19 protein-coding genes are annotated in these 24,349 nt (G+C 60.3%); 7 read left to right on the top strand and 12 right to left on the bottom strand.

The window, feature by feature from the left end:
• Positions 1–28: 28 nt before the first annotated feature.
• Positions 29–1,570: a catalase KatB gene (gene katB, locus ACVWVP_RS19030; RefSeq protein WP_457407574.1), complete on the bottom strand. Its 1,542-nt coding sequence runs from the start codon at positions 1,568–1,570 to the stop codon at positions 29–31.
• Between the two features lie 287 nt (positions 1,571–1,857).
• Here katB and mscL point away from each other — a divergent pair, with 287 nt between their 5' ends.
• Positions 1,858–2,277, top strand: coding sequence for a large-conductance mechanosensitive channel protein MscL (mscL, locus tag ACVWVP_RS19035; RefSeq protein ID WP_178919494.1), 420 nt, complete (start codon positions 1,858–1,860; stop codon positions 2,275–2,277).
• 44 nt (positions 2,278–2,321) lie between these two features.
• Here the strand turns inward: mscL and ACVWVP_RS19040 are convergent, their stop codons facing one another.
• The gene (locus tag ACVWVP_RS19040) at positions 2,322–3,098 is read right to left on the bottom strand and encodes a ferredoxin--NADP reductase (protein WP_259175141.1); all 777 of its coding nucleotides are present in this window, start codon (positions 3,096–3,098) and stop codon (positions 2,322–2,324) included.
• Positions 3,099–3,542: 444 nt separating this feature from the next.
• On the opposite strand from ACVWVP_RS19040, the gene ACVWVP_RS19045 reads away from it, so the two are divergent.
• Both ACVWVP_RS19045 and ACVWVP_RS19050 read left to right on the top strand, forming a co-directional pair.
• On the top strand, positions 3,543–4,253 hold the full coding sequence (locus ACVWVP_RS19045; protein WP_178919491.1) for a helix-turn-helix transcriptional regulator: 711 nt from the start codon (positions 3,543–3,545) through the stop codon (positions 4,251–4,253).
• Between the two features lie 171 nt (positions 4,254–4,424).
• Positions 4,425–5,549, top strand: coding sequence for a methyltransferase (locus tag ACVWVP_RS19050; RefSeq protein WP_178919489.1), 1,125 nt, complete (start codon positions 4,425–4,427; stop codon positions 5,547–5,549).
• Between the two features lie 65 nt (positions 5,550–5,614).
• On the opposite strand, the gene ACVWVP_RS19055 is transcribed toward ACVWVP_RS19050, so the two are convergent.
• From ACVWVP_RS19055 to ACVWVP_RS19065, 3 genes are read right to left on the bottom strand one after another with little or no spacing between them, the layout of a single operon-like run.
• Complete coding sequence (locus ACVWVP_RS19055) at positions 5,615–5,782, bottom strand: DUF2474 domain-containing protein (RefSeq protein WP_457407577.1); 168 nt, start codon at positions 5,780–5,782, stop codon at positions 5,615–5,617.
• Between the two features lie 12 nt (positions 5,783–5,794).
• Positions 5,795–6,802, bottom strand: coding sequence for a cytochrome d ubiquinol oxidase subunit II (gene cydB, locus ACVWVP_RS19060; protein ID WP_176998469.1), 1,008 nt, complete (start codon positions 6,800–6,802; stop codon positions 5,795–5,797).
• Between the two features lies 1 nt (position 6,803).
• Complete coding sequence (locus tag ACVWVP_RS19065; RefSeq protein WP_457407578.1) at positions 6,804–8,243, bottom strand: cytochrome ubiquinol oxidase subunit I; 1,440 nt, start codon at positions 8,241–8,243, stop codon at positions 6,804–6,806.
• 318 nt (positions 8,244–8,561) lie between these two features.
• On the opposite strand from ACVWVP_RS19065, the gene ACVWVP_RS19070 reads away from it, so the two are divergent.
• On the top strand, positions 8,562–9,800 hold the full coding sequence (locus tag ACVWVP_RS19070) for an MFS transporter (protein WP_178919484.1): 1,239 nt from the start codon (positions 8,562–8,564) through the stop codon (positions 9,798–9,800).
• A 133-nt stretch (positions 9,801–9,933) separates the two neighbouring features.
• The gene (locus tag ACVWVP_RS19075; protein WP_457407580.1) at positions 9,934–12,858 is read left to right on the top strand and encodes a membrane-targeted effector domain-containing toxin; all 2,925 of its coding nucleotides are present in this window, start codon (positions 9,934–9,936) and stop codon (positions 12,856–12,858) included.
• 80 nt (positions 12,859–12,938) lie between these two features.
• Here ACVWVP_RS19075 and ACVWVP_RS19080 read toward each other — a convergent pair whose 3' ends face one another.
• From ACVWVP_RS19080 to ACVWVP_RS19095, 4 genes are all read right to left on the bottom strand, one after another.
• The gene (locus tag ACVWVP_RS19080; protein WP_457407581.1) at positions 12,939–15,122 is read right to left on the bottom strand and encodes a xanthine dehydrogenase family protein molybdopterin-binding subunit; all 2,184 of its coding nucleotides are present in this window, start codon (positions 15,120–15,122) and stop codon (positions 12,939–12,941) included.
• Positions 15,119–16,108 carry an FAD binding domain-containing protein gene (locus ACVWVP_RS19085; protein WP_457407583.1) on the bottom strand — a complete coding sequence of 330 codons (990 nt, stop codon included), beginning with the start codon at positions 16,106–16,108 and terminating at the stop codon, positions 15,119–15,121. The genes ACVWVP_RS19080 and ACVWVP_RS19085 overlap by 4 nt, the downstream gene beginning before the upstream one ends.
• Positions 16,105–16,614 (bottom strand): (2Fe-2S)-binding protein, encoded by a 510-nt coding sequence (locus ACVWVP_RS19090; protein ID WP_178919476.1) that lies wholly within the window; start codon positions 16,612–16,614, stop codon positions 16,105–16,107. The genes ACVWVP_RS19085 and ACVWVP_RS19090 overlap by 4 nt, the downstream gene beginning before the upstream one ends.
• A gap of 96 nt (positions 16,615–16,710) precedes the next feature.
• The gene (locus ACVWVP_RS19095; protein ID WP_178919474.1) at positions 16,711–17,157 is read right to left on the bottom strand and encodes a DUF4879 domain-containing protein; all 447 of its coding nucleotides are present in this window, start codon (positions 17,155–17,157) and stop codon (positions 16,711–16,713) included.
• A gap of 222 nt (positions 17,158–17,379) precedes the next feature.
• Between ACVWVP_RS19095 and ACVWVP_RS19100 the strand changes: the two genes are divergently transcribed.
• Together ACVWVP_RS19100 and trmA are read left to right on the top strand one after the other, a co-directional pair.
• Complete coding sequence (locus tag ACVWVP_RS19100) at positions 17,380–18,675, top strand: NCS2 family permease (RefSeq protein ID WP_025858939.1); 1,296 nt, start codon at positions 17,380–17,382, stop codon at positions 18,673–18,675.
• Positions 18,672–19,751: a tRNA (uridine(54)-C5)-methyltransferase TrmA gene (trmA, locus tag ACVWVP_RS19105; protein ID WP_178919473.1), complete on the top strand. Its 1,080-nt coding sequence runs from the start codon at positions 18,672–18,674 to the stop codon at positions 19,749–19,751. The genes ACVWVP_RS19100 and trmA overlap by 4 nt, the downstream gene beginning before the upstream one ends.
• Positions 19,752–19,895: 144 nt before the next feature.
• Here the strand turns inward: trmA and ACVWVP_RS19110 are convergent, their stop codons facing one another.
• Genes ACVWVP_RS19110 through ACVWVP_RS19120 form a run of 3 tightly spaced genes read right to left on the bottom strand, consistent with a single transcriptional unit; the run spans position 19,896 to position 24,273 of the window.
• Positions 19,896–21,212 (bottom strand): TolC family outer membrane protein, encoded by a 1,317-nt coding sequence (locus tag ACVWVP_RS19110; protein ID WP_457407585.1) that lies wholly within the window; start codon positions 21,210–21,212, stop codon positions 19,896–19,898.
• Positions 21,209–22,534, bottom strand: coding sequence for an HlyD family type I secretion periplasmic adaptor subunit (locus ACVWVP_RS19115; RefSeq protein ID WP_178919471.1), 1,326 nt, complete (start codon positions 22,532–22,534; stop codon positions 21,209–21,211). Before ACVWVP_RS19115 ends, ACVWVP_RS19110 begins: the two co-directional genes overlap by 4 nt.
• Positions 22,531–24,273, bottom strand: coding sequence for a type I secretion system permease/ATPase (locus tag ACVWVP_RS19120; RefSeq protein WP_457407586.1), 1,743 nt, complete (start codon positions 24,271–24,273; stop codon positions 22,531–22,533). Before ACVWVP_RS19120 ends, ACVWVP_RS19115 begins: the two co-directional genes overlap by 4 nt.
• Between the last annotated feature and the right edge of the window lie 76 nt (positions 24,274–24,349).

The following is a 24,349-nucleotide window of genomic DNA, read 5'->3' on the forward strand; positions in this document are numbered from 1 at the left end:
GCAAGCCGGCTCCTACAGGGGTGTGGGGTTAGTCGGTGAGTTTTTCGGCCAGCGCCTTCACGCGTGCCAGATCGCCCTTGGCCACTTTGGTCACACCGGTGCCGTATTCCGGGTCCGCCTTGTAGAGGAACGACAGGATGATGTGCTTGCTCTCGTCATCGGTGCTGGCCAACGAGCCGCCAAAGTTTTCGATCAAGTCCTGGCGCTCTTTCTTGCTGTAGCTGCGGTAAAGATCACCGGCCTGCTTGAAGTTCTGCTCACGCTGGATCTTCGCCTGCTGGGTGCTGCCCGACAGCGGCGTCTGGCTGTAGCGCGCGGTTTGCGGTTCTTCCCGCGGTTCCAGGCGACTTGGCTGGTAGTTCACGCCGCTGGTGGTCTTGCCGATGTTCATCGCGCCATCCTGGTTACCGTTGTTGACGGTCACCCGGGGAGCGTTGATCGGCAGTTGCAGGGCGTTCGGACCCAGGCGGTACATCTGGGTGTCGGCGTAGGAAAAGACCCGACCTTGCAGCAGGCGGTCTTCCGACGGCTCGATGCCCGGCACCAGGTTGGCGGGGGCCATGGCCACTTGCTCGGTTTCCTGGAACACATTCGCCGGGTTGCGGTTCAGGACCATCTGCCCCACTTTGCGCTCGGGCACATTCGGCCAGATCTTGGTGGCGTCCAAGGGGTCGAAGTCGAACTTGGCCAAGTCCTCAGGCTTGAGCACTTGCACATACAAGTCCCACTTGGGGAAGTCGCCCTTGTTGATATGGGTGACCAAGTCATGGGTCATATGGCTGTAGTCACGCCCCTGTACGTCGGTGACTTGTTTGGGGTCCAGGTTCTTGATGCCTTGCAGGCTCTTCCAGTGGAACTTGACGTAGTGCACTTCACCCTTGGCGTTGACCAACTTGTAGGCATGTACGCCGTTGCCGTCCATTTCCCGGTAACTGGCTGGCGTGCCGGAGTCGGAATACAACTCGGTGAGCGTGCGAGTGGCTTCCGGAACATGGGAGAAGAAGTCGAAACGGCGCGAGTCGTCATCCAGGTTAGTGCGCGGGTCTGGCTTGAACGCATGAACCATATCCGGGAACTTGATGGCGTCGCGGATAAAGAAGGTCGGGAAGTTGTTGCCCACCAAGTCCCAGTTACCTTCGGCGGTGTAGAACTTAGTGGCAAAGCCGCGTGGGTCACGCAAGGTTTCCGGCGAATGGTTGCCGTGGACCACCGCCGAGAAGCGCACGAACACCGGGGTGGCTTCGCCAGCGGCGAACACCTTGGCCTTGGTCAGGTCGCTGAGCGAGTCGGTGACCGTGAAGGTACCGTGAGCGCCGGTGCCACGTGCGTGCACCACACGCTCCGGGATGCGCTCGCGGTCGAAGCGCTGCAGTTTCTGGATCAGTTGCACATCTTGCAGCAGCACCGGGCCGTTGGCGCCGGCCGTTTGCGAGTTCTGGTTGTCGCCAACCGCTGCGCCGTTATCGCGGGTCAGGTTGGCGGCTTGCACAGAGAGGGACAGCAGGCTGGCGGTGGCCAATGCCAGCGCGACTCGCGCGGATACAGGCCTGCGACTCATGGGGGTCTTCATCGAGGTTTCCTCTGGTTTTTTTAATGCACATTCAGTTGTGCTTGCCAGAGGCTAGTGACCCGAGCGCCGGAAGATAAATAGAAAAGCCGTACCAACCCGATTGATAAAATAAGATGGTAAGCCACTGAAATGGCGGCTATTTCGCGCGCGATTGGTGGCACTTTGCAAACTATTTGCGATTTAATGTGTCGATAAAAATCAACAGTGTTAACAGTTGTGTCGGGCAAGCCCTCTACGACTGACTTACACTGACCTCCACCCTTCTCATCTGTAACAAGGAATAACCTATGGGCGTGATCAGTGAGTTCAAGGCCTTCGCGGTCAAAGGTAATGTGGTCGATATGGCCGTCGGTATTATCATCGGCGCCGCCTTCGGCAAAATTGTTTCCTCGTTTGTAGGCGATGTGGTGATGCCGCCACTCGGCCTGCTGATCGGGGGGGTGGACTTTGGCGATTTGGCGATAACGCTCAAGGCGGCACAAGGTGACGCTCCGGCGGTGGTACTGGCCTACGGCAAGTTCATCCAGAGCATCATTGACTTCGTGATTATTGCGTTCGCCATCTTCATGGGCGTGAAGGCGATCAACCGCCTGAAACGTGAGGAGGCCGTGGCACCCAGCCTGCCGCCGACGCCGACCAAGGAAGAAGTGTTGCTGGGCGAGATCCGCGATCTGCTCAAGGCACAGAATGACAAGCCGCGCCTGTAAAGACCGGCTTGAGAAAAAGGCGCCTGCTGGAGGCGCCTTTTTTATTACCAGTAGTTTTCCACCGCCACCTGGCCGGGGCGCCGGCTCAAGCTCAGGTTCATACCGCGCTGCTTGAGCAATTGCCGTGTGTCATCGACCATCTGCGGGTTGCCGCAAATCAGCACGCGGGAATGTTCCGGGGTCAATTCGACACCGGCTGCACGCTCAAGCTCGCCATTTTCGATCAGTGTGGTGATGCGCCCATTCAAGGCGCCAGGGTGCTGCTCACGGGTGACAATCGGGATGTAGGTGAGTTTGTGCGCGTACTCAGCCAGGTATTCACGCTCGCCCAACGACTTGATCAGCGTTTGATACGCGAGCTCCTTGGCTTCCCGTGCGCTGTACACGAGGATGATGCGCTCGAATTTTTCCCAGACTTCAAAGTCCTGCAGGATCGACAGGAAGGGCGCCACCCCGGTGCCGGTGCCCAGCAGCCACAAGTCGCGCCCATCCACAAAGCGGTTCAGGGTCAGGAAACCCGTGGCCTGACGCTCCACCATCAAGGTATCGCCCACCTGCAAGCGGCTCAGCTCGCTGGTGAATTCGCCGCCCGGAACGACGATGGAGAAGAAGTCCAGATGCTCATCAAACGGTGAAGACACCAGGGAATAAGCGCGCCACACGGTACTGCCATCGGCCTTGGTAACGCCCAGGCGTACAAACTGGCCAGCCGTGAACCGAAAGCCGGAGTCGCGGGTTGTGCGCAAGGTGAACAGACTAGGGGTCAGCGATTGCACATCGAGCAAGGTTTGGCGGGTGAATTTCTCAGCACTGGCCGTCATGGGGAACTCCGTTTTGCACAGGCCGCTAGTGTCCCTCAAAGCGGCGCCCGCAAACACCGCTGTTTTGTACTGGCATTGTGGCGTTCAGGGTTTCTCCGGCCCTTTGAGTGGATTTGCGTAACTTTTTTGGAACAGTAATAGACAAACAGTCAAAACTAATCATTTCGCTATTAGGAAGCTCGGAATAATTCGCTAAATGTTGCTGGACACTTGTTAGCTATCACTTTGGCACTAGCGGTAAACCATTAAAATAAAAGATTTTTCTCGAAGACTGAATAATTCGTACCAAAAGCAACGCGTTGTACAAGGCATAAGCCTCTAAAGCCAAGTTTTCCATAACTTTTTTTTCACCAGCGTCAGTAGGCTATGTCCTACACTCAATTTCGTGCTGCTTTGGGGGATTAGGACGTACCCAAGTCACGGAGAACCTATGGAGATTTACTCATGCTTAACTGGCGCAACACACGGCTCCCCAAACTGGAAGGCGAGAGCGAGATCACCAGTGTGTTTGAAATGGTTGTCAACCACACCTACGAGCTCGGCTTCCAATTCTGCTCATTTACGATGAGTTCCCAATTACCTAAAAATCAAACTGAACCCATCCAGATAAACAATTACCCCAATGAATGGAACACGATTTATAAGCAAGCGCACTTCTATGATGTAGACCCCGTTGTAGGCCACTGTAAACGTTGCGTGCTTCCGATTGTCTGGGAGGAAAAAGCCTTCCATGCCACGCCCAACTTGTGGGACCTGGCGCAATCGTTCGGTGTGCACTTAGGCTGGAGCCAATCGGTCCACGACTTCCAGGGCGTATTCAGTATGTTGACCTTGGGGCGCGGCGAAGGTGATGTCAGCCTGGAAGAACTTTACGAAAAAGCCGGCCAGGTGTTGTGGATGTGCCACGCGATGCACGCGGTGGTCGCACAAAAATACGCAGACAAGCCCGCTCCACCGCCCCCCAACAAGCTATCGCCCCGAGAAACTGAGATTCTTAAATGGTCGGCCATGGGCAAGACCGCCGGGGACATCGCGACGATTCTTTGCCTCTCGGAACGTACGGTAGGCTTTCATTTGAAAAATTCTTTCATCAAGTTAGGGGTCAATAACAAGATTGCAGCTGTGCTCACGGCCTCGAAAGCAGGCTTGTTTTGAGTGTCCTATCAATCGCCGCATGTAATTACACCGAAAAAAAAGTAACATTTGCAGCCAATTCTGAGTGTTGACGCAGTGCTTCAAGCGCCGCTTCGCAGTTCACTCCGACGGTTCCGCCAGCGCCTACGCAGCCGGCCGAACACTCATCGATGACCCAGAGCCTCCCCCGCCATGCCCCTGCTCGACAGCCCCTTCGCCCAGCTCGATCTGATTCGCCAGCCAGAGCAACACAACGACCCCTTGCAGGCCTTCGATGCGGCCGACGAGTATTTGCTCAGCTACCTGGCCGAACAGCAGCCGGCAACCACAACCCGTGTGCTGGTGCTCAACGACAGTTTTGGCGCCCTGGCCGCCAGCCTCGAGGGGCACGTGCAGGTCACCTCCAGCGGCGACTCATTCCTCGCTGCCCTGGGCCTGGAGAAAAACCTGGCACGCAACGGCAAGGCGTTTGACGCGGTCACGTTCGTCCCGGCGAGCCAGGTGCCGAGCGGACCGTTCGATCGCGTGCTGATCCGCGTACCCAAGACCCTGGCACTGCTGGAGGAACAACTGATCCGCCTGCAAGGCCAATTGGCCCCGGGTGCCGAAGTGATCGCCGCGGGCATGGTCAAGCACCTGCCACGGGCCGCGGGTGACTTGCTGGAACGCTACATCGGCCCGATGCACGCCTCCCTGGCGGTGAAAAAGGCGCGGTTGCTGATCGCGACCCCAGCGGATCGCCCAACGGCGGTATCGCCCTACCCGACGCGTTATGCCCTGGAAGCGCCGGCCATCGAACTGCTCAACCATGCCAACGTGTTCTGCCGCGAAGGCCTGGACATCGGCACCCGTGCCTTCCTGCCCCACCTGCCAAAGAACCTGGGCAGCGCCCGTGTGGCAGACCTGGGCTGCGGCAATGGCGTATTGGCGATTGCCAGCGCCCTGCACAACCCCGACGCGCAGTACACCCTGGTGGACGAGTCTTATATGGCCGTGCAATCAGCCGCCGAGAACTGGCGTGCCGCGCTAGGCGAGCGCGAAGTGAGCGTGCGCGCCGGCGATGGCCTGGCCGGCCAGGAACCTCAATCGCTGGACGTGGTGCTGTGCAATCCGCCGTTCCACCAGCAACAGGTGGTGGGTGATTTCCTCGCCTGGCGCATGTTCCAGCAAGCCCGGGAAAGCCTGGTGGTCGGTGGTGCCCTGTACATCGTGGGCAACCGCCACCTGGGTTATCACACTAAGCTGGCGCGGTTGTTCCGTGGGGTCGAGCAAGTCGCCACCACGCCGAAGTTCGTGATCCTCAAAGCGCGCAAATAAAAAAACCCTGCCTTTCTTGCGAAAGGCAGGGTTGAAAACCGGGCCGCGAAGCCCGGATCGGGATGTCAGTGGGTGGTCAGGCCGGCTGCATTCATGAACATGCGCATCAGGCTGGCCACGACAAACAGGGCCAGCACGCTGCCGGTCCAGATCATCACCAACCACCCCAGGCGCCGCCACAACGGCTGTTTCTCGGCCTGTTCAATCTCGTGCAACGAAGGTTTGCCCGCCATGTCGCGACCCTCCTAGTGGTAGCCGTCTTCGTGGGTGACCTTGCCGCGGAACACGTAGTAGCTCCAGAAGGTGTAGCCCAGGATGAACGGGATGATGAATAGCGTGCCCACCAGCATGAAGCCCTGGCTCTGCGGTGGCGCGGCGGCGTCCCAGATCGATACCGATGGCGGAATGATATTCGGCCACAGGCTGATCCCCAGGCCGCTGTAGCCGAGGAAGATCAGCACCAGCGTCAGCAGGAACGGCGTGTAGTGCGCATTGCGCGCCACGGCGCGGATCAACCCGTACATGGTCACCAGCACCAGGATCGGCACCGGCAGGAACCAGAACAGATTCGGCAAGGTGAACCAGCGCGAGGCGATTTCCGGGTGCGCCAGCGGCGTCCACAGGCTGACGATACCGATCACGGCCAACACCACGAAGGCCAGGGGCCGCGCCAGGTTGTGCATCTGTTCCTGCAGCTTGCCTTCGGTCTTCATGATCAGCCAGGTGCAGCCGAGCAAGGCATAGGCCACCACCAGGGCCACACCGCAGAACATCGTGAACGGCGTGAGCCAGTCCAGGGAGCCCCCGGCAAACTGGCGGTCGACCACCGGGATGCCATCGATAAAGGCGCCCAGCGCCACGCCCTGGAAGAACGTGGCCGCCAGCGAGCCACCGATGAACGCCTTGTCCCACAGGTGACGCTTGTGGTCCTTGGCCTTGAAACGGAACTCGAAGGCCACGCCGCGAAAGATCAGCCCGATCAGCATCAAAATCAGCGGCAGGTACAGCGCCGACAACACCACCGAATAGGCCAGCGGGAACGCACCAAACAGCGCGGCGCCACCGAGTACCAGCCAGGTTTCGTTACCGTCCCATACCGGGGCGACGGTGTTCATCATCACGTCACGGTCAGTCTTGCCCGGGATGAACGGAAAGAGGATACCGATGCCCAGGTCGAAGCCGTCCATGACCACGTACATCATGATGCCGAAGATGATGATCACGGCCCAGATCAGCGGAAGATCAATACCCATCTCAATGCCCCTTGTGCTGGATGTGGGTGTGGTCGTCATCGCTGTCATCGTCTGCGGCAGACAGCGGACGGGCCGGCGTGCGTTTCTGGCCGGGGCCACCGTGGGTTGGCTCTGTGCCTTCATGGGTTACAGGGCCTTTGCGCACCAGGCGCATCATGTAGCCCAGGCCTGCACCAAACAGCGCGAAATACACCACCACGAACAACACCAGGGTGATCGTCATCTGCGCCAGGCTATGCCCCGATGAAGCATCCGCCGTGCGCATCAACCCGTAGACCACCCACGGCTGACGGCCGATTTCGGTGGTGAACCAACCGGCGAGAATCGCGATCAGGCCAGACGGGCCCATCCACAACGCCAGGTACAGGAACGGCTTGGACGTGTACATCTTGTCGCCCCGGCGCAGCCACAGGCTGAACAAACCGGTGAAGATCATCAGGAAGCCCAGGCCGACCATGACCCGGAACGACCAGAACACAATGGCGGAATTAGGACGATCCTCAGGCGGGAACTCCTTGAGCGCCGGCACCTGTTTATCCAGGGAGTGGGTCAGGATCAGGCTGCCCAGGTAGGGAATCTCCACCGCGTATTTGGTTTTTTCGGCCTTCATGTCAGGCCAGCCGAACAGGATCAGCGGCGTTGGTTCGTTACCGATGTTTTCCCAGTGGCCTTCAATCGCAGCGATTTTCGCCGGTTGGTGCTTGAGGGTATTGAGGCCGTGGAAGTCACCGATCACTGCCTGGATGGGCGCAACGATGAGCGCCATCCACATCGCCATCGAGAGCATCTTGCGGATCGCCGGGTTGTCCTTGCCGCGTAGCAAGTGCCAGGCCGCCGAAGAGCCGACAAAGAACGCGGTGGCCACGAAGGCCGCCGTGGCCATGTGCGCCAGGCGATACGGGAACGACGGGTTGAAGACCACTGCAAACCAGTCAGTCGGGATCACGCGCCCATCAATGATCTCGAAGCCCTGGGGCGTCTGCATCCAGCTGTTGGACGACAGGATCCAGAACGTCGAAATGAGCGTACCGACCGCAACCATCACGGTGGAGAAGAAGTGCAGGTTGCGCCCCACCTTGTTCCAGCCGAACAGCATCACCCCAAGAAAACCGGCTTCAAGGAAGAAGGCCGTGAGCACTTCGTACGTCAACAGCGGCCCGGTGACGGCGCCGGCGAAGTCCGAGAAGCGGCTCCAGTTGGTGCCGAACTGGTAGGCCATGACCAAACCGGAGACCACGCCCATACCAAAGTTGACGGCAAAGATCTTCGACCAGAAATGGTAGAGGTCACGGTAGGTGTCGTTGTGGGTCTTGAGCCACAGGCCTTCCAGTACCGCGAGGTAACTGGCCAGGCCGATGGTGATCGCCGGGAACAGGATGTGGAAAGAGATGGTGAATGCGAATTGAATTCGGGCGAGATCTAGCGCCTCCAAACCGAACATAAGTCTTCCTCTGTCAGGTAATACCGGCTGCTGGCTGGGAGCCTGCACCCACTGCCCCCACGGATATGGAGTGTGGCGAATTCAAATTCGTTTCTTTTTTAACCAACCACGTAGGGAATCTGGCCTTGCGGCCGCCAGAGCAATCCCCGCGTGGGTTTTGATCTGGATCAAGCATTGCTGAAAGAGTAGTCCTAATTTTGACGTAGGACGGCGTGGTCTTTTGCCGCGTGACAGACTGCCTCAGCTCAGTTGTTGCAACTATCTGTTACAACTTAATGATAACCTCGGCGCTCCCTCCGGCCCTGATCTGAACCTCCGATGCCTAGTGAACCCGCGTTGCTGTTGCGTCACCACCGCCCTTTCATCGCGTTCTGGCTGGCGCGCATCTTCACCGCCAGCGGCTTCCAGATGCTCACCGTGGCCATCGGCTGGAACCTCTACCAACTGACCGGCAATGTGTTGGACCTGGGGCTGGTCGGCCTGGTGGAATTTGTGCCACGCGTGCTGTTCATGCTGCACACCGGGCATGTGGCCGACCGCTACGAGCGGCGCAAGGTGGCGGCCATCTGCCAGACCGTGCAGGCGTTGATCGCCCTGAGCCTGGCCATTGGCGGCCTGACCGGCAACGTGACCCGCGAGATGATCTTCATCCTCGCCTTCCTGCTGGGCGCCGCACGCTCCTTTGAAATGCCCACCACCCAGGCGCTGCTGCCCAGCATCGTGCCGACCGCACTGTTTCCGCGTGCGGTGGCGTCGTCGCAATCGGCCCAGCAACTGGCGACCATCGTCGCACCGGCCCTCGGCGGCCTGCTCTATGCGTTCGGCAGCGTATGGGTCTACGGACCCACCGTGGCGCTGTACCTGATTGCCTGCGTGCTGACCCTGAACCTGCCTGCGCGCCAGACGCCGTTGAACAAAGCCAAGGCCACCCTGGACTCGCTGCTCGCCGGGATTCGCTTTATCCGCAGCCGCCCGGACATCCTCGGCGCCATCTCCCTGGACCTGTTCGCCGTGCTGCTGGGTGGCGCCACTGCGCTGCTGCCGGTGTTTGCCAAGGACATCCTGCTGACCGGCGCCTGGGGGCTGGGCCTGTTGCGCTCGGCGCCTGCGGTGGGGGCATTGTTGATGTCGCTGTGGCTGGCGCGGTTCTCGGTCGACCGCCAGGTGGGCCGTGTCATGTTCACGGCGGTGGGTGTGTTTGGCGTGGCAACCATCGCCTTCGGCCTGTCGACCTCGTTCTGGTTTTCCCTGGCCGTGCTGGTGGTACTGGGCGCAGCGGACATGATCAGCATGGTGATCCGCGCATCGTTCGTGCAATTGGAAACACCGGATGAAATGCGTGGGCGGGTCAGCGCGGTCAACGGCCTGTTTATCGGTGCATCCAACCAATTGGGCGAGTTCGAGTCGGGCATCACGGCCCACTGGTTCGGCACCGTGCCGGCTGTAGTGATGGGCGGGGTTGGGACGCTGCTGGTGACTGGGGTGTGGATCAAGCTGTTCCCGACACTGGCCAATCGCGACCGCATGCATGTGCCGAAGGGGGAGGAAAAAACTTAAACACCGTTTCACCAACGCCATGGCTACGCCCTATATCAAAAGATGAAAAGGCTGACAGTGGCACTGGAACCCTTCTTACTTCGCAACCACACAAAAGGAAACCTTTGCCGCCAAACACATCCGGATTACAGCCATGCACGTCAGATCCGGGGCTTTGCCCCCTCCCACCAACACTCATCTGCCACTGCCCACGCACACGCGCCTTAAACGCACTGTTGATGAGGCTCCAAGCGCCCAGAACACTGTCGGTGATAACCCCAGGCTCGATAAAAACATCGGCACGGGTCAAAAAGTGACAGTACCCGTCGATGTAGGCCCGAACCCCAGCGTTGACCCCGCCACGGTGGAAATCAACGAGTCATTCAAGTCGGTCTCGCAAGAAGCCTCCATTTTCCTGAAAAAGAAATTCGCCGAAATGGCAGCAAAGGCACAGACCCCTGCCGAAAAGGAAAAGTGGAATATTGACCCGGATAACACCTACCTGGTCACGTTCGACTACAACACCCAGGGCAAAGCCCCTTACCCGGCGAAAGTCCTCAAGAGGATCTCGCTCACCCAGGCGCTTATCACCAACGCACAAGATACGCCAACGGGAAAAGGCTACTTGGTGCCCTTCTACCCAGGGGGACCAGAAGTAATCGTCAAGCCTGAGATTAAAACCGAGAAACCTGGCGCGTTTGACTTCTCAAGCCGCTTCAACCCAAACAGTGAAAAATCTGACATCACCCATACCTATCAAGGGATTTACATTGAATCCCCTGAGTCAGTTGCCCCCGTCTACAACGGTGGCAACCAGAGTTTGATCACACCGGAGGAGTTCAAGAAACTGATTTGGAAGGCCGACTTTCAAACGCCCTACACGACGTTTCTGGACACTTTCTGGAACACTCACAAAGAAAAATACCCGACGTTAGCCAAAGCTTCCTTCGCCAAATCAGCCATGGCCCAGCACCAGGAGGGTAGCCTCACCGACGAAGGCCGGAAGTTGGTTCTGCGGGCTGTCGGTTTGCCAGACAGCCAGACATCCTGGCCGGATATCACAATTGAGCAACTGCAGAAAAACCCACCGAAGGACCCGAATATTGAAGTTGGCCTGCTCAAGATTGGCGACTATCAATCCACCGACCTGGTTTACATCACAGATACCAAAGTCAGACTGGATGCCAACGGAAACAAGATCCCACCGCTGACGCTGCTTTACATTCCAGGGAATTCATCGCCCATTCACACCTTCAGTAGCCAGGCTGAAATGAAGACATGGCTCGCCAGCCAACTGGCTGATCCGATGAAACGTGCAGCGCTGGCCGCGCATTTCCCCCTTAAGGACAAACCCAACGGCTACGCCCGGGCGGGGATAGACGAGACACTCGCTGGGCTCGGGACTTGGCCTGAAAAACGCGAGACACCCGGCGGTTTGCTTTCCTATGATCATCGGGCATTTTCCGGTTTCTGGAACCCGCAGGAGTTCATCACGACAGAGCCCAGCAACTTACCCTTCGAGGAAGTCGCAAAACGCCAAAAGGAGCGCTCCTACTCCGACGCAGCCACCGAAATAACCACTGATGCAGACGTCAATAAAGAACATGTCCTTGCCGGCGTCGACAAGGCAATGAAAGCGGCGCTATTTCTCGCGCCGCTGGCGTTGGTCATGCCCGAAGTCGAATCGGCGCTGAGCCTCTTCTATCTGGCTGTTGGGGCAACCGAAGGCGGTATAGGCGTCGACGATAAAATAAAAGGCAAACCAAAGGGCAATGAGCGAATCATATTCGGCGTATTCAATGCCGGCTTGGTAGTGCTCCCCCATATTGTGAAAGCGGGCAGCGCTGGCGAAGGTGTTGCCAATGAAATCAAACAGCCGAAAGTCACAACCGACACAGAGACCGTGCCGGAAAGCGGCGAGCAAACGCCACCTGCGCCCGAGCATAAAATTGAACCGAGTGTTAATCCTCAGCCAGGCATTGAGTCTAACGATATCAAGGACTACGCCGTGCAAGACGGTGAACTACTGATCTCCGGCGTTAAACCAAATGCCAAAGGTATCTATCAAGTCAAAGGTCCCCTTGGCGAAGACCGATGGTTGATCAAAGTGAGCCATGACGAAAAAACCACCCGAGTATTTGAGATCCAGAGCAGTTTTAAACTGGGAGGCGATACCGTCGAGATCATCGACCCCTTCACCCGAAAACCGGTGATGACCGCACGTAATATCGGTGATGAGACGTGGGAAGCCGTTCGCGGCCCGGGGGGAATAAAATTCCCTTGGCAAACGAAAGGCGCCGGGAACCAAGCATTTGACCCCGGCGCCTATGAGTACCCGGCCTCAGGCGAGCCTTCAACGTCGAAGGTCACGGACAAGATTGATAAAAAGCTGAAAGCGGATGCCAACGACTATCACAAAACCGCAAAAACCAAGCCGAGGCCTGCTCTTGCCGAGTTGCCTAGAAATGCCTCGCCCAAAGAGGTGATTGACACGGTTTACAAGAAATCTTCCGGGATGGTCCTTGGCGAGGATCATTCCCAGCCCTCCGGCTTGCAGTTTTTGATTGATAACGCAGGCGAGTTCAAGAAGAACCAAGTGACCACCTTGTATTCCGAAGGGTTCGATCACTCGCTTCAACCCGACCTGGACCACTTTTTCGAAACCGGTGAGTTCTCGCCTGCCCTGCGCAACAATCTGAAGCTCATTGACCGCGCTCATGCCGGCCACGGGCGCTACACCAACAGAGACCTGCTGTTGACGATGCGAAAGCATGGCATACGGGTCAAAGCTATCGATGTGCCCTCCGTGGAGCCCAAGACCACCCGCCTTAAAAACATGAACTATTACGCGAGCAGTGTCATTAATGCTGACCAGGCCAGCCAACCACAAGGCAAGTGGGTTGCAAGGGTTGGCAGTGATCATGTGTCCAGTTATGACGCAGAACCGCCTATACGAGGCATTTCAGAGCTCACAGGCGCAAGCGGTGTAAGCCTCGACGAGGCAGCCCCCAACCAGGGCACCTCGGTCACTCAGTCACGAGACAGAACAGAGCTTTTCATCGACCTGAAAAAACCTTGATAGCGGGTGGGAGTCACCCCCGATTCTGGCGAAGCCAGGCATTCGATACTTCCCTCCCGCCCCCCATCAGCACGACGTTTTCACAGCACCTTATCCAAGGTGATGGGAAAGTCCCGCACCCGCTTGCCAGTGGCGTGATACACCGCATTCGCCACTGCGGCTGCCACCCCGACAATGCCAATTTCGCCTACGCCCTTGGACCCAAGGGCGTTGACGATTTCGTCGTGTTCTTCGACAAAAACCACGTCTATGTCGCCGATATCGGCGTTCACCGGGATGTGGTACTCGGCCAGGCTGTGGTTCATATAGCGCCCGAGCTGATGATCGGTCTGGGTTTCTTCGTGCAGCGCCATGCCGATACCCCACACCACACCGCCGAGGATCTGGCTGCGCGCCATCTTCGGATTGACCACGCGCCCCGCCGCAATCGCGCTGACCACACGGCTCACCTTGATCGTGCCCAGGTCTTCATCCACACGCACCTCGACGAATACCGCCGAGTGAGTAGCGGTTGAATAACCTTCGCGCTTCTTGTCAGGTTCACTGTCGACCTGCACTTCCAGAGCGTCTTTGCCGCCGTCCTTGACCAACTGCGCCAACGACACACTCACGTCGCGGGTATGGAGCTGGCCGCCTTCAAAACGGACGGTCTCGGCATCCTTGAACACGGGATAAGTCTGCCGGGCGATTTCCAGCAACTTGACGTTAAGCGCTTCACACGCCTGCTGCACCGCGGTCCCGACCGACGAAACGGTAAACGAGCCGCCCTGCAAAGGCGCGGTGGGCAACGATGAGTCACCGAGCAAAAAGCGGATATCGTCCATTGCCACGCCGCTGGTTTGCGCCGCAATTTGGGTCATCACGGTGTAGGTGCCGGTGCCGATATCCGTGGTGGCGCTGCTGACCGTCAGTTTGCCGTTAGCGTCGAGCCTTGCCTTGGCACTGGCCTTCATCTGCATCGCTTCCCACACGCCGCCGGCCATGCCCCAGCCGATCAACTGGCGGCCGTCGCGCATGCTGCGTGGCTCCGGGTTGCGCTGGCTCCAGCCGAAACGCTCGGCGCCTTCGCGGTAACACTCGCGCAAGGCCTTGCTGGACCAAGGCTTATCTTCGTTCTGATTGCGTTCGGCATAGTTGATCAGGCGCAGTTGCACGGGGTCGATGCCCAGCGCGCAGGCCAGCTCATCCATCGCACACTCCAGGCCGATCACACCGAGGGCGGCGCCGGGCGCGCGCATGTCCAGCGGCGTGTACACGTCCAGTGGCACCAGCTTGTAGGTCAACTGCATGTTGTCGCAGTGGTAGAGCATGCCGCTCCACTCCACCACGTGTTCGCTGAAATCTTCGAAACGTGAGGTTTGGCCAATCGCGGTGTGCCCCAGTGCCATCAACCGACCGTTGGCCGCCGCGCCCATCTGCAAACGCTGCAAGGTGCGCGGGCGATAACCGAAGGTGAACATCTGTTGACGGGTCAGCGTCACGCGCACCGAACGCTTGAGCGCCAGGGCCGCCATCACGGCCAACGGCAACTGATATTGCGGGCGCAATCCTGATCCAAATGCCCCGCCGACAAACGCGGCAAAAACCCGCACCTGGGTTTTATCCAGGCCGAAGACTTTTTGCACATAGGCCTGACAGTTTTGCGGGCCTTGGGTTTTGTCGTGGATATGCAACGTGCCATCGGACTGATAAAGCACGGTACTGGCATGGGGTTCCATGGGGTTGTGGTGTTCGATGGGCGTGCTGTAGTGCACGTCCAGGTGGACAGCGGCTGCGCTCCATTCAGCCTGGAAATTTCCGCGTGGCGCAGGCGGAGTTTGTGGCGACGGGTGCGCTTGTTCCTGCACGGCCAGCAAGTCGGTTTCGAAGGCTTCGGTGGCATACTCGATTTCCACCAAGGAGCCCGCATGCCGCGCCAGTTCCAGGTTGTCAGCGATCACCAAGGCCAAGGGCTGGCCGCTGTACAACACGCGGTCGTTGTACAACGGACGAAACGCTGAGCCGTCGGCCGCATCGGCATCAGCAAACGCGTCATCGTAACTCGCAAGTTTCGGCCGGTTGAGGTGATCAAGCACCATGACCACGCCCGGCAATGCCAAGGCTTTGGCGGCATCGATGCGGGTCACTCGCCCTTTGGCAACGGTGCTGGACACTACGCTGCCATATAACAAGCCTTCTTCCGGGAACTCACCGGCATAACGCGCTTGGCCGGTAACCTTAAGCAGACCGTCCACCCGGTCCAACGGTTTGCCAATAGCAGTCATGGCCGTGCTCCAGCGAGAGCGGCATCACTCAGGGCGCGAATAATCCCGCGGCGTGCCAGCTTGATCTTGAACGCGTTGTGCGCCAACGGTTCGGCATCTTGCAGCAGGGCGTCGGCGGCCGCGCTGAAAGTCTCACGGCTGACGACCTGGCCGATCAACCCCGTCTCCACCGCGCGGTCACGCCAGGGTTTATGCGCCACACCGCCAAGCGCCAGACGGGCATCGACGATGGTCTCGCCGTCCAGCTCAAGGGCGGCGGCTACCGACACCAGCGCAAACGCATAAGAGGCGCGGTCGCGAATCTTCAAGTAATGGCTGTGTTGGGCCAGTTGATCGGCTGGCAGCTCGATGGCCGTGATCAGTTCGTCGTCGGCCAACTGGTTATCGCGTTGCGGCGCGTCGCCGGGCAGGCGGTGAAAGTCAGCAAACTCGATGACCCGCGTGCCGCCACGCCCTTCAACATGTACCCGCGCCTCCAGCGCCGCCAAGGCGACGCACATGTCTGAAGGGTGAGTGGCCACACACTGGGCGCTGGCGCCGAGGATGGCGTGGATGCGATTCAAGCCGGTGCGCGCCGGGCAACCGCTGCCGGGCTCGCGCTTGTTGCACGGCACAGCGGCGTCATAGAAGTAATAGCACCGCGTGCGCTGCAACAGGTTGCCTCCGGTACTGGCCATGTTGCGCAATTGCGGCGAGGCCCCGGCGAGGATGGCTTGAGACAACAGTGGGTAACGCTGTTCGATCAGCGGGTGCCAGGCCAGGTCGGCGTTGCTGACCAATGCACCGATCATCACCCCGCCGTCGGCGGTCGCCTCCACGCCTTGAAGCGGCAGGCCGGTGATATCGATCAGGTGTTCGGGGCGGCTGATGTTTTCTTTCATCAGGTCCAACAAGTTAGTGCCGCCGGCAATGAAGCGCGAGGCGGCGCTGCTCAGGTGAACGGCCTCCTGTATGTCCACCGGCTTGCTGTAATGAAAGGGATTCATTGCTCACCTCCCAGTACAACCTCTTCGATGGCATCGCGAATATTGCTGTAGGCGCCGCAGCGGCAGAGGTTGCCACTCATCAATTCCTGGATTTGCGCAGGGGTGTGCGCACGGCCTTCATTGGCCAGGCCGACGGCGGAACAGAGTTGACCGGGGGTGCAATAGCCACACTGAAAGGCATCGTGTTTGATAAAGGCCCGCTGAATCGGATGGAGCACGTCGCCGCTGGCCAAACCCTCGACCGTCGTCAGCTCGGCGCCGTCGCACATCACCGCCAGGGTCAGGCAGGCATTCACCCGTTTGCCATCGCGCAACACGGTGCAGGCACCGCATTGGCCGTGGTCGCAGCCCTTTTTACTGCCAATCAGGTCCAGTTGTTCGCGTAGCAGGTCCAGCAGAGTGGTCCAGGGCAACACATCCAATTGGCGATCTTGACCGTTGAGGATCAGGCGTATCGGGTGGCTGGCGAACGGTCGAGCCGACGCGCCGTTGGGGGTTGCGCTCATAAACACCTCACGGGTTGGTGTACATCCGCGGCGTTCAGGAAAGTCGCCGTCTCAGGGGTACGACTTCCCGGGGTAATGAGCGTTCAAGGGGATTGATCAGCGGATATTGAGCAGCGTCTTCAAGGTGTTCTGCGGGCCGTTGATCGACGAGTTGCTGTACTCGAACCAACCGGGCGCTTCGACATTCAGGCTGAACACGTAGATGTAGCCCATCAGGGTGCCTGCGCCGTTGCACGCCTGGCTGATGTTGCCGACCTGGCAGATGGGCGTGCGTGTGCCGTCCAGCTCGGCACCATCGAAACGGCCCATGGGGTTCTTGCCCAGGCCGACTTCCATCACCGAGACCCGGGTAGGCCCGCGGTGCGTGCACATCTGGGTGCTCTGTGCCCGTTCCGGGATGGTTTCAGTGCAAGCTGCCGACTCGACCTTGAACACGCGCACTTCGCTCAAGGCCGGTGCAGTCGCGCCCCACGCCGGTGCCGCACTTAGCCACAGGCTGATACTGGCGATCAGAGCTAGACTCCACGCGTTGGCTTTTTTCATGCTGGCAATGACCTTGAATTAAACGTCGGCGCAGTATGCCTCAAGGCCATGATCCGGAGCGATTGTTCAAGAGGCCCAGCCCATACACCATATGGCCTCGGCTGCTGGTATGATGCGCCGCTTTTTCCGATCCTCTCTGAAACCACAGGCGCTTGGCGCAGTTTGTGCTTTGACTTAGAGGTCAACAAATAACGACGCACAATAGCGTCACAGGGAGCCGGCATGCTGGAAAAGCTGTTTCAACTCAAGGCACACAACACCAACGTGCGCACCGAGATTCTCGCGGGGATCACGACATTTCTGGCCATGGCCTACATCCTGTTCGTGAACCCGAGCATCCTCGGCGAAACCGGCATGGACAAGGGCGCGGTGTTCGTCGCGACCTGCCTGGCTGCCGCCATCGGTTCGACCGTGATGGGCCTGATTGCCAACTACCCGATCGCCCTGGCGCCGGGCATGGGCCTCAACGCCTTCTTTACCTACACCGTGGTCCTGCACATGGGCCATACCTGGCAAGTGGCGCTGGGCGCGGTGTTCATTTCGGCGGTGCTGTTCTTCCTGCTGTCGATCTTCCGCATCCGTGAGTGGATCATCAACAGCATCCCCCTGCCCCTGCGTTCGGCGATTGCCGCCGGTATCGGCCTGTTCCTGGCGCTGATCGCCCTGCACAACGCCGGCATCGTGGTGAGCAACCCGGCCACCATGGTCGGCCTGGGCGACCTGAAGCAACCGGCGCCGATCCTGGCCACCCTCGGTTTCGCGCTGATCGTCGCGCTGGAAGCCCTGGCCGTGCGCGGTGCGGTGCTGATCGGCATTCTGGCAGTGACCATCGTCTCCATCGCTCTGGGCTTCACCCCGTTCGGCGGCGTGACCTCGATGCCACCGTCCCTGGCCCCGACCTTCCTGCAACTGGATATCAAAGGCGCGCTGGATATCGGCCTGGTCAGCGTGATCTTCGCCTTCCTGTTCGTCGACCTGTTTGATAACTCCGGCACCCTGATCGGCGTCGCCAAGCGCGCCGGCCTGATGGGCAAGGACGGCCACATGCCGAAAATGGGCCGTGCGCTGATCGCCGACAGCACCGCCGCCATGGCCGGTTCCCTGCTGGGCACCTCGACCACCACCAGCTACATTGAATCCGCCGCAGGCGTGAGCGCCGGTGGCCGTACTGGCCTGACCGCCATCGTGGTCGCGATCCTGTTCCTGCTGGCGCTGTTCTTCTCGCCACTGGCCGCCAGCGTGCCGGCCTTCGCCACTGCCCCGGCACTGCTGTTCGTGGCCGTGCTGATGACCTCCGGCCTGGCCGAAATCGACTGGGACGACATCACCGTTGCCGCGCCGGTGGTGATCACCGCCCTGGCAATGCCATTCACTTACTCCATCGCCAACGGCATCGCCTTCGGTTTCATCGCCTGGACCGCCATCAAGCTGCTTTCGGGCCGCTACCGTGAGCTGAACCCGGCACTGGTGATCCTGTCGATCCTGTTCGTGATCAAGCTGGGCTGGTTCAACGCATGACTTTTGACGCCGCAAGCTACACCGCTCAACTGCAAGACAAGGTCACGCGCTTGCGTGACCTGTTGGCACCGTTCGACGCACCCGAGCCGCAGGTATTCGACTCGCCACTGCAGCACTTCCGCCTGCGTGCGGAGTTCCGTCTGTGGCGCGAAGGCGGTGATCGCCACTACGCGATGTTTTCGCAAGACGACAAGCGCACGCCGATCCTGATCGAAGAATTCCCGATTGCCAGCCTGCGTATCAACCAGTTGATGCCGCAACTCAAGGCCGCCTGGCAAGCCAGCGCCGCCCTGAGCCACAAGCTGTTCCAGGTGGAGTTCCTCACCACCCTGGCCGGCGACGCGATGATCACCCTGTGCTACCACCGCCCGCTGGACGAGCACTGGCACACCGCCGCGAACCAGCTGGCGGCGGATTTGAACGTGAGCATCATTGGCCGCTCCAAGGGCAAACGCGATGTGATCGGCCACGACTACGTGGTGGAAAAACTCGACGTGGGCGGTCGCACCTTCAGCTATCGCCAACCCGAGGGCGCCTTCACCCAGCCCAACGGCACGGTGAACCAGAAGATGCTCAACTGGGCGTACGAAGCCTTGGGCGATCGCCCGGATGATTTGCTCGAGCTGTATTGCGGCAACGGCAACTTCACCCTGCCGCTGGCCACCCGCGTGCGCAAGGTACTGGCCACCGAGATCAGCAAGACCTCGGTCAACGCAGCCTTGAGCAACCTCGATGAGAACGCCGTGGATAACGTCACCCTGGTGCGCCTGTCTGCCGAAGAACTCACCGAGGCGCTCAATGAAGTGCGCCCGTTCCGTCGCCTGCACGGCATTGATCTGAAGAGCTACGAGTTCGGCAGTGTCTTCGTCGACCCGCCACGCGCCGGCATGGACCCGGACACCTGCGAACTGACCCGCCGCTTCGACAACATCCTGTACATCTCCTGCAACCCGGAGACGTTGGCGGCGAACATTGCGCAACTGCACGACACGCACAAGATCACCCAGTGCGCGATGTTTGACCAGTTCCCGTGGACGCACCACATGGAATCCGGCGTGCTGCTGACCCGCCGATAAACCTGTGAACACCACGGATTAAAAATGTGGGAGCGGGCTTGCTCGCGAATGCAGAGTGTCAGTCACTAGAGATATTGACAGAACCACCGCATTCGCGAGCAAGCCCGCTCCCACATTGGTTCTGTGCTCTGACAAAGATCGCAATCAGGCAGAGGGTTGGAAATACCCCGCCAACGCTCGCAAGTCCTGCTCGCTGAGCAACCCCGCGTAATACTTCAATTGAATCCTTGCCAGCAGGTACGCATGCCGCGCATCCGCCAGGTCGCGGCGGGCGGTGAAGAGCTGTTGCTCGGCGTCGAGCACATCAAGGTTCACCCGCTCACCGCCGCTGACGCTCTTCTTGGTCGCCGCAACCAGCGCCGTGGCCGAGCGGACGGCCATCTCATACGCCCGCACTTTCGCCGCGCCGCTGGTGTTGAGGTTGAACTGCTTGCGCAATTCGACCAGCGTGGAAGAGGTTTGCGCATCCAACTGGTATTGAGCCTGGGACAACTGGTTCGCCGCCTGGCGCGTGGACGCCGACACCGAACCACCGGCAAACAGCGGCAGGCTGACCTGAATGCCCACGCTGTTGGTGTCGTATTTCTGGTTGTAGCTGCTTTCTGAATCGGAGCTGGTCTGGCGGCTGCTGGCGTACAGGCTGACCTTGGGCAGATGGCCCGCGCGCTTGCGCTCCACTTCATAGGCCGCCACGTCCAGCGCATGGTGCTGGGATTTGAGCTCCGGGTTGTTGGCCATGGCCATTTCGCGCCAGGTTTCGAAACGGTTGGGCTCAAGCGGCGGGATATCGAACTGACGGGTCAGGGGCGCCAGCGCCTCGATCTGCAACGGCTGGCCGACGATGGCTTCCAGTTCGCGCAAGGCGCTGTCCTGGGCATCCATGGATTCGATCTCTTCGGCCTGGGCCAGGCTCAGGCGCGCTTGGGTTTCCAGCACATCCGTGCGCGTGCCTTCACCGCCCTTGAGCAAACGCTCATTGAGTTGCAGGCGCTCGGCAAACGCGCGTTTCTGTGCACGGCTCAACTCGATGCGTTCCTGCGCCAGCAACGCCTGGCTGTAGGCATTGAGCACGCGCACCGCCAGTTCCTGACTCTTGCCGCGAAAGCGCTCATCGGCCATCAACGCCTGGGCCGTGCCCTGGCGAAAACGCGCGTAGGCTTCGTAATCCAGCAACGGTTGCTGCAGGGTGAGGGTCGAGGCGTAGCTGCGGTAATCGCGGTCGCTGGTGGTGTTGCCCGCCGTCACTTCCGATTCATTGCGCGAATTGTTGTAGCTCCACGACAGGTTCGGCAGCAGCGCCGAACGGCCGATCACGCGGTTCTCTTCACCGGCTTCACGCTCCTGGATGGCCGCCTGAAAGGTCGGGTCATTGCGCAGCGCCAAATCGTAGGCGTCCAGCAAACCCAAGGCGTTTGCCGCCGAGGTGCAACCGAAACACAAAGTAAACAACAGCGCCTTCATTCTTCCACCAGGGCCATATGGGTGCGATCGAGCAAGGGTTTGAACAAGTAGTTGAGCATCGAGCGCTCACCGGTCTTGACGAAGGTTTCCACCGGCATGCCCGGGCGGATCTGCACGCCATCGAGCTGTTGCATACCGGCAGCGCTCACCTGGGCGCGCAGCGTGTAGTAAGGCTCATCGGTGCGTTCATCGACCTGGCGGTCCGCCGACACCAGCGTCACTTCGCCCGCGATCCGCGGCGTGGTGGCCTGGTTGAAGGCCGAGAACAGCAGCTCCACGGGTAAGCCCGGATGCACCTTGTCGATCATCTGCACCGGCACGCGCGCCTCCACCAGCAACGGTTCGCCTTGGGGCACGATGTCCATCAGCGCCTGGCCGGGCTTGATCACGCCGCCCTCGGTGTACACGTCCAGTCCCACCACCACGCCGGACGCAGGCGCCCGCACCAAACTGTTGGCCAGCTCGAACTCGGCCGACGCCAGGCGATTGCGCAGGTCATCACTGCGGGTGCGGGTGTCGGCCAGTTGGCTGCGCAGGTCTTTCTGGAAGTCTTCACCGAGCTGGCGAATGCGCAGGCGCAGTTCGAGCACCTGGCGCTGCAATTGGCCGATGCGGCCATAGTCCTCGGCGATGGTGCCGTCGATCTGCGCGTACAGGCGCTCGCTGTCGAGCAGGCGATTGCGCGGGATATAGCCATCCCGGGCCAGTTCGCGCAGGCCGTGCAGTTGCTCGTTCAGGGCGGCGCGCTGCTGGACTTTGCTGGCTTGGGAATCCCGTGTGCCGCGCAGCTGTGCCTCGGCACCGGCGATAGTTTCGCGCAGGCCTTGTTGCTCGGTGGCCAACGCCTGGGCGCGGCTGTTGAACAACTGCCGTTGCAGGCTCAAGGTGCCTGTGGCGTCGGGGTCGTTGAGCAACTCCGGACCGAAGTTAATGGCCGGCAAGCCCTCGCTTTCGGCACTTAACCGCGCCTCACTGGCCAGGGACGCCAGGTATTGGCTGCGCAGCGACTGCATCTGCCCGCGCAACGGCGTTTCCTTCAAGCGCAACAGCACCTGGCCGGCGCTGACGACGTCACCGTCGCGCACCTCGATACGCTCGACGATCCCACCGGCCGGGTGCTGCACGGTCTTGCGATGGCCCGAGACCATGACCTTGCCGGACACCGCCACACCCTTGTCCAACGGCGCCAGCGCGGCCCAGCCGATAAACCCGACGAACCCGCCCAGCACCAGCCACCAGCCCAGGCGCGCGTACTTTTTGTCGTCCAGCGCCAGCACGTTGTGGGGCTGGTCGCTCACCAGCATCGGTTTGCCCTGGCTCATGCCTGTTTTCCTTCACCGAGTCGGTAACTCATGCTCATGGTCGACACCGGTTTGGTCACCGGTGCGGCTTGTTTTTGACGTGCTTCCAGCACCCGTGCTGTCGGGCCGAAGGCTTGCAGCTGGCCGTCCTTGAGCATCAGCAGTTGGTCGGTGAGGGTCAGCACGTTGGCTTTGTGGGTGATCAACACCAGGGTGCGTCGCTGCTGCTTGAGCTGGGCGATGGCCTGGAGCAACGCTTGCTCGCCCGCTTCATCGAGGTTGGCGTTGGGCTCGTCCAGCACGATCAGCGCGGGCAGGCCGTACAGCGCCCGCGCCAGGGCCACGCGTTGTTTCTGGCCACCGGACAAGCCGGCACCGCCCTCCCCCAGCACGGTGTCGTAGCCCTGGGGCAACTGCAGGATCAGCTCGTGCACGCCGGCCATTTGCGCGGCGGCGAGGACGTTGTCCGCTTCAACCTCGGCAAACCGTGCGATGTTCTGCGCGATGCTGCCGGCGAACAACTGGATGTCCTGGGGCAGGTAGCCGATGTGCGGGCCCAGTTGCTGTTTGTCCCACAGGGTCAGGTCGGCGCCGTCCAGCCGCACCTTGCCGGCCAGAGGTGCCCAGGCGCCTACCAGCACCCGCGCCAGGGTGGACTTGCCACAGCCCGATGGGCCGATCACCCCGAGCACTTCGCCCGCCGGCAGGTTGAACCCCAAATTGTTCAAGGCAGGGCGGCGACTACCGGGGGCGGATGCGCTGAGCTGCTCTACCGTCAGTTGGCCCTTGGGCACTGGCAAGTGCATGCGCGCCGGGCGTGCAGGGTTGGCCGCCAGCATCTGCGACAAGCGCTCATAGGCCAGGCGCGCCGACCCCCATTGCTTCCACACGCCGATCAACTGGTCGATCGGGCTGAGCACCCGCCCCATCAGGATCGACCCGGCAATCATCATCCCCGGGGTGATATCGCCCTGTACCGCCAGCAACGCGCCCAACCCCAACACCAGCGACTGCAACGCCAGGCGCACGCCCTTGGACCAGGCGGTGACGGCAGCGGTCTTTTCGCTGGCCAGGTTCTGCTGGGCCAGAAACGCCTGGTGCTGGTCGAACCAACGGCCGCGCAACGTGGAGAGCATGCCCATGGCTTCGATGGTGTCGGCATTGCGCAGGTTGGCCGTGGCCTGCTGGCTGGCACTGATGGACAGCTGGCTGGCCTGTGCCATCGGTGCCTGGCTGACGTGGTGGTTGATCCAGGCGAGTGCGATCAGGATCACCGCGCCGCCCAGGGCCAGCACGCCCAGCCAGGGGTGGAACAGGAAAATCACCAGCAGGTACACGGGGAACCACGGCGCATCGAAAAACGCGAACAGCGCCTGGCCGGTGGCGAACTGGCGCAGCGTGGTCAGGTCATTCAGCGCCTGGCCTGCCGCCTGAGGGCTGCCCTTGAGTTGTGCTTCGAACGCGGCGTCGTAGACCCGCTGGTTCAAGCGCATGTCCATTTGCGTGCCCAAGCGGATCACCACCTGGCTGCGCACCCATTCCAACGCGCCCATCAGGCCGAACAGGCCGAGGATCATCAGCGTCAGCATCAACAGGGTCATCTGATTGCCCGACGCCAGCACCCGGTCGTACACCTGCAGCATGTACAGCGCCGGGGCGAGCATCAGCAGGTTGATCACCGCCGAGAACAGGCCGATGTTGAAGAAGCCACTTTTATAGGCCGTGAGGGCGGCCAGGGTTTCGTTGCCGGCGTGGCGCATCTGGGGAGTCTCGAAGGGTTGAGCGGGCAGCGTCGCCGCGTTGACAGGCGATACGACGCTGCGCAGAATTCGGCAC

The organism is Pseudomonas sp. TE24901, assembly GCF_054058375.1.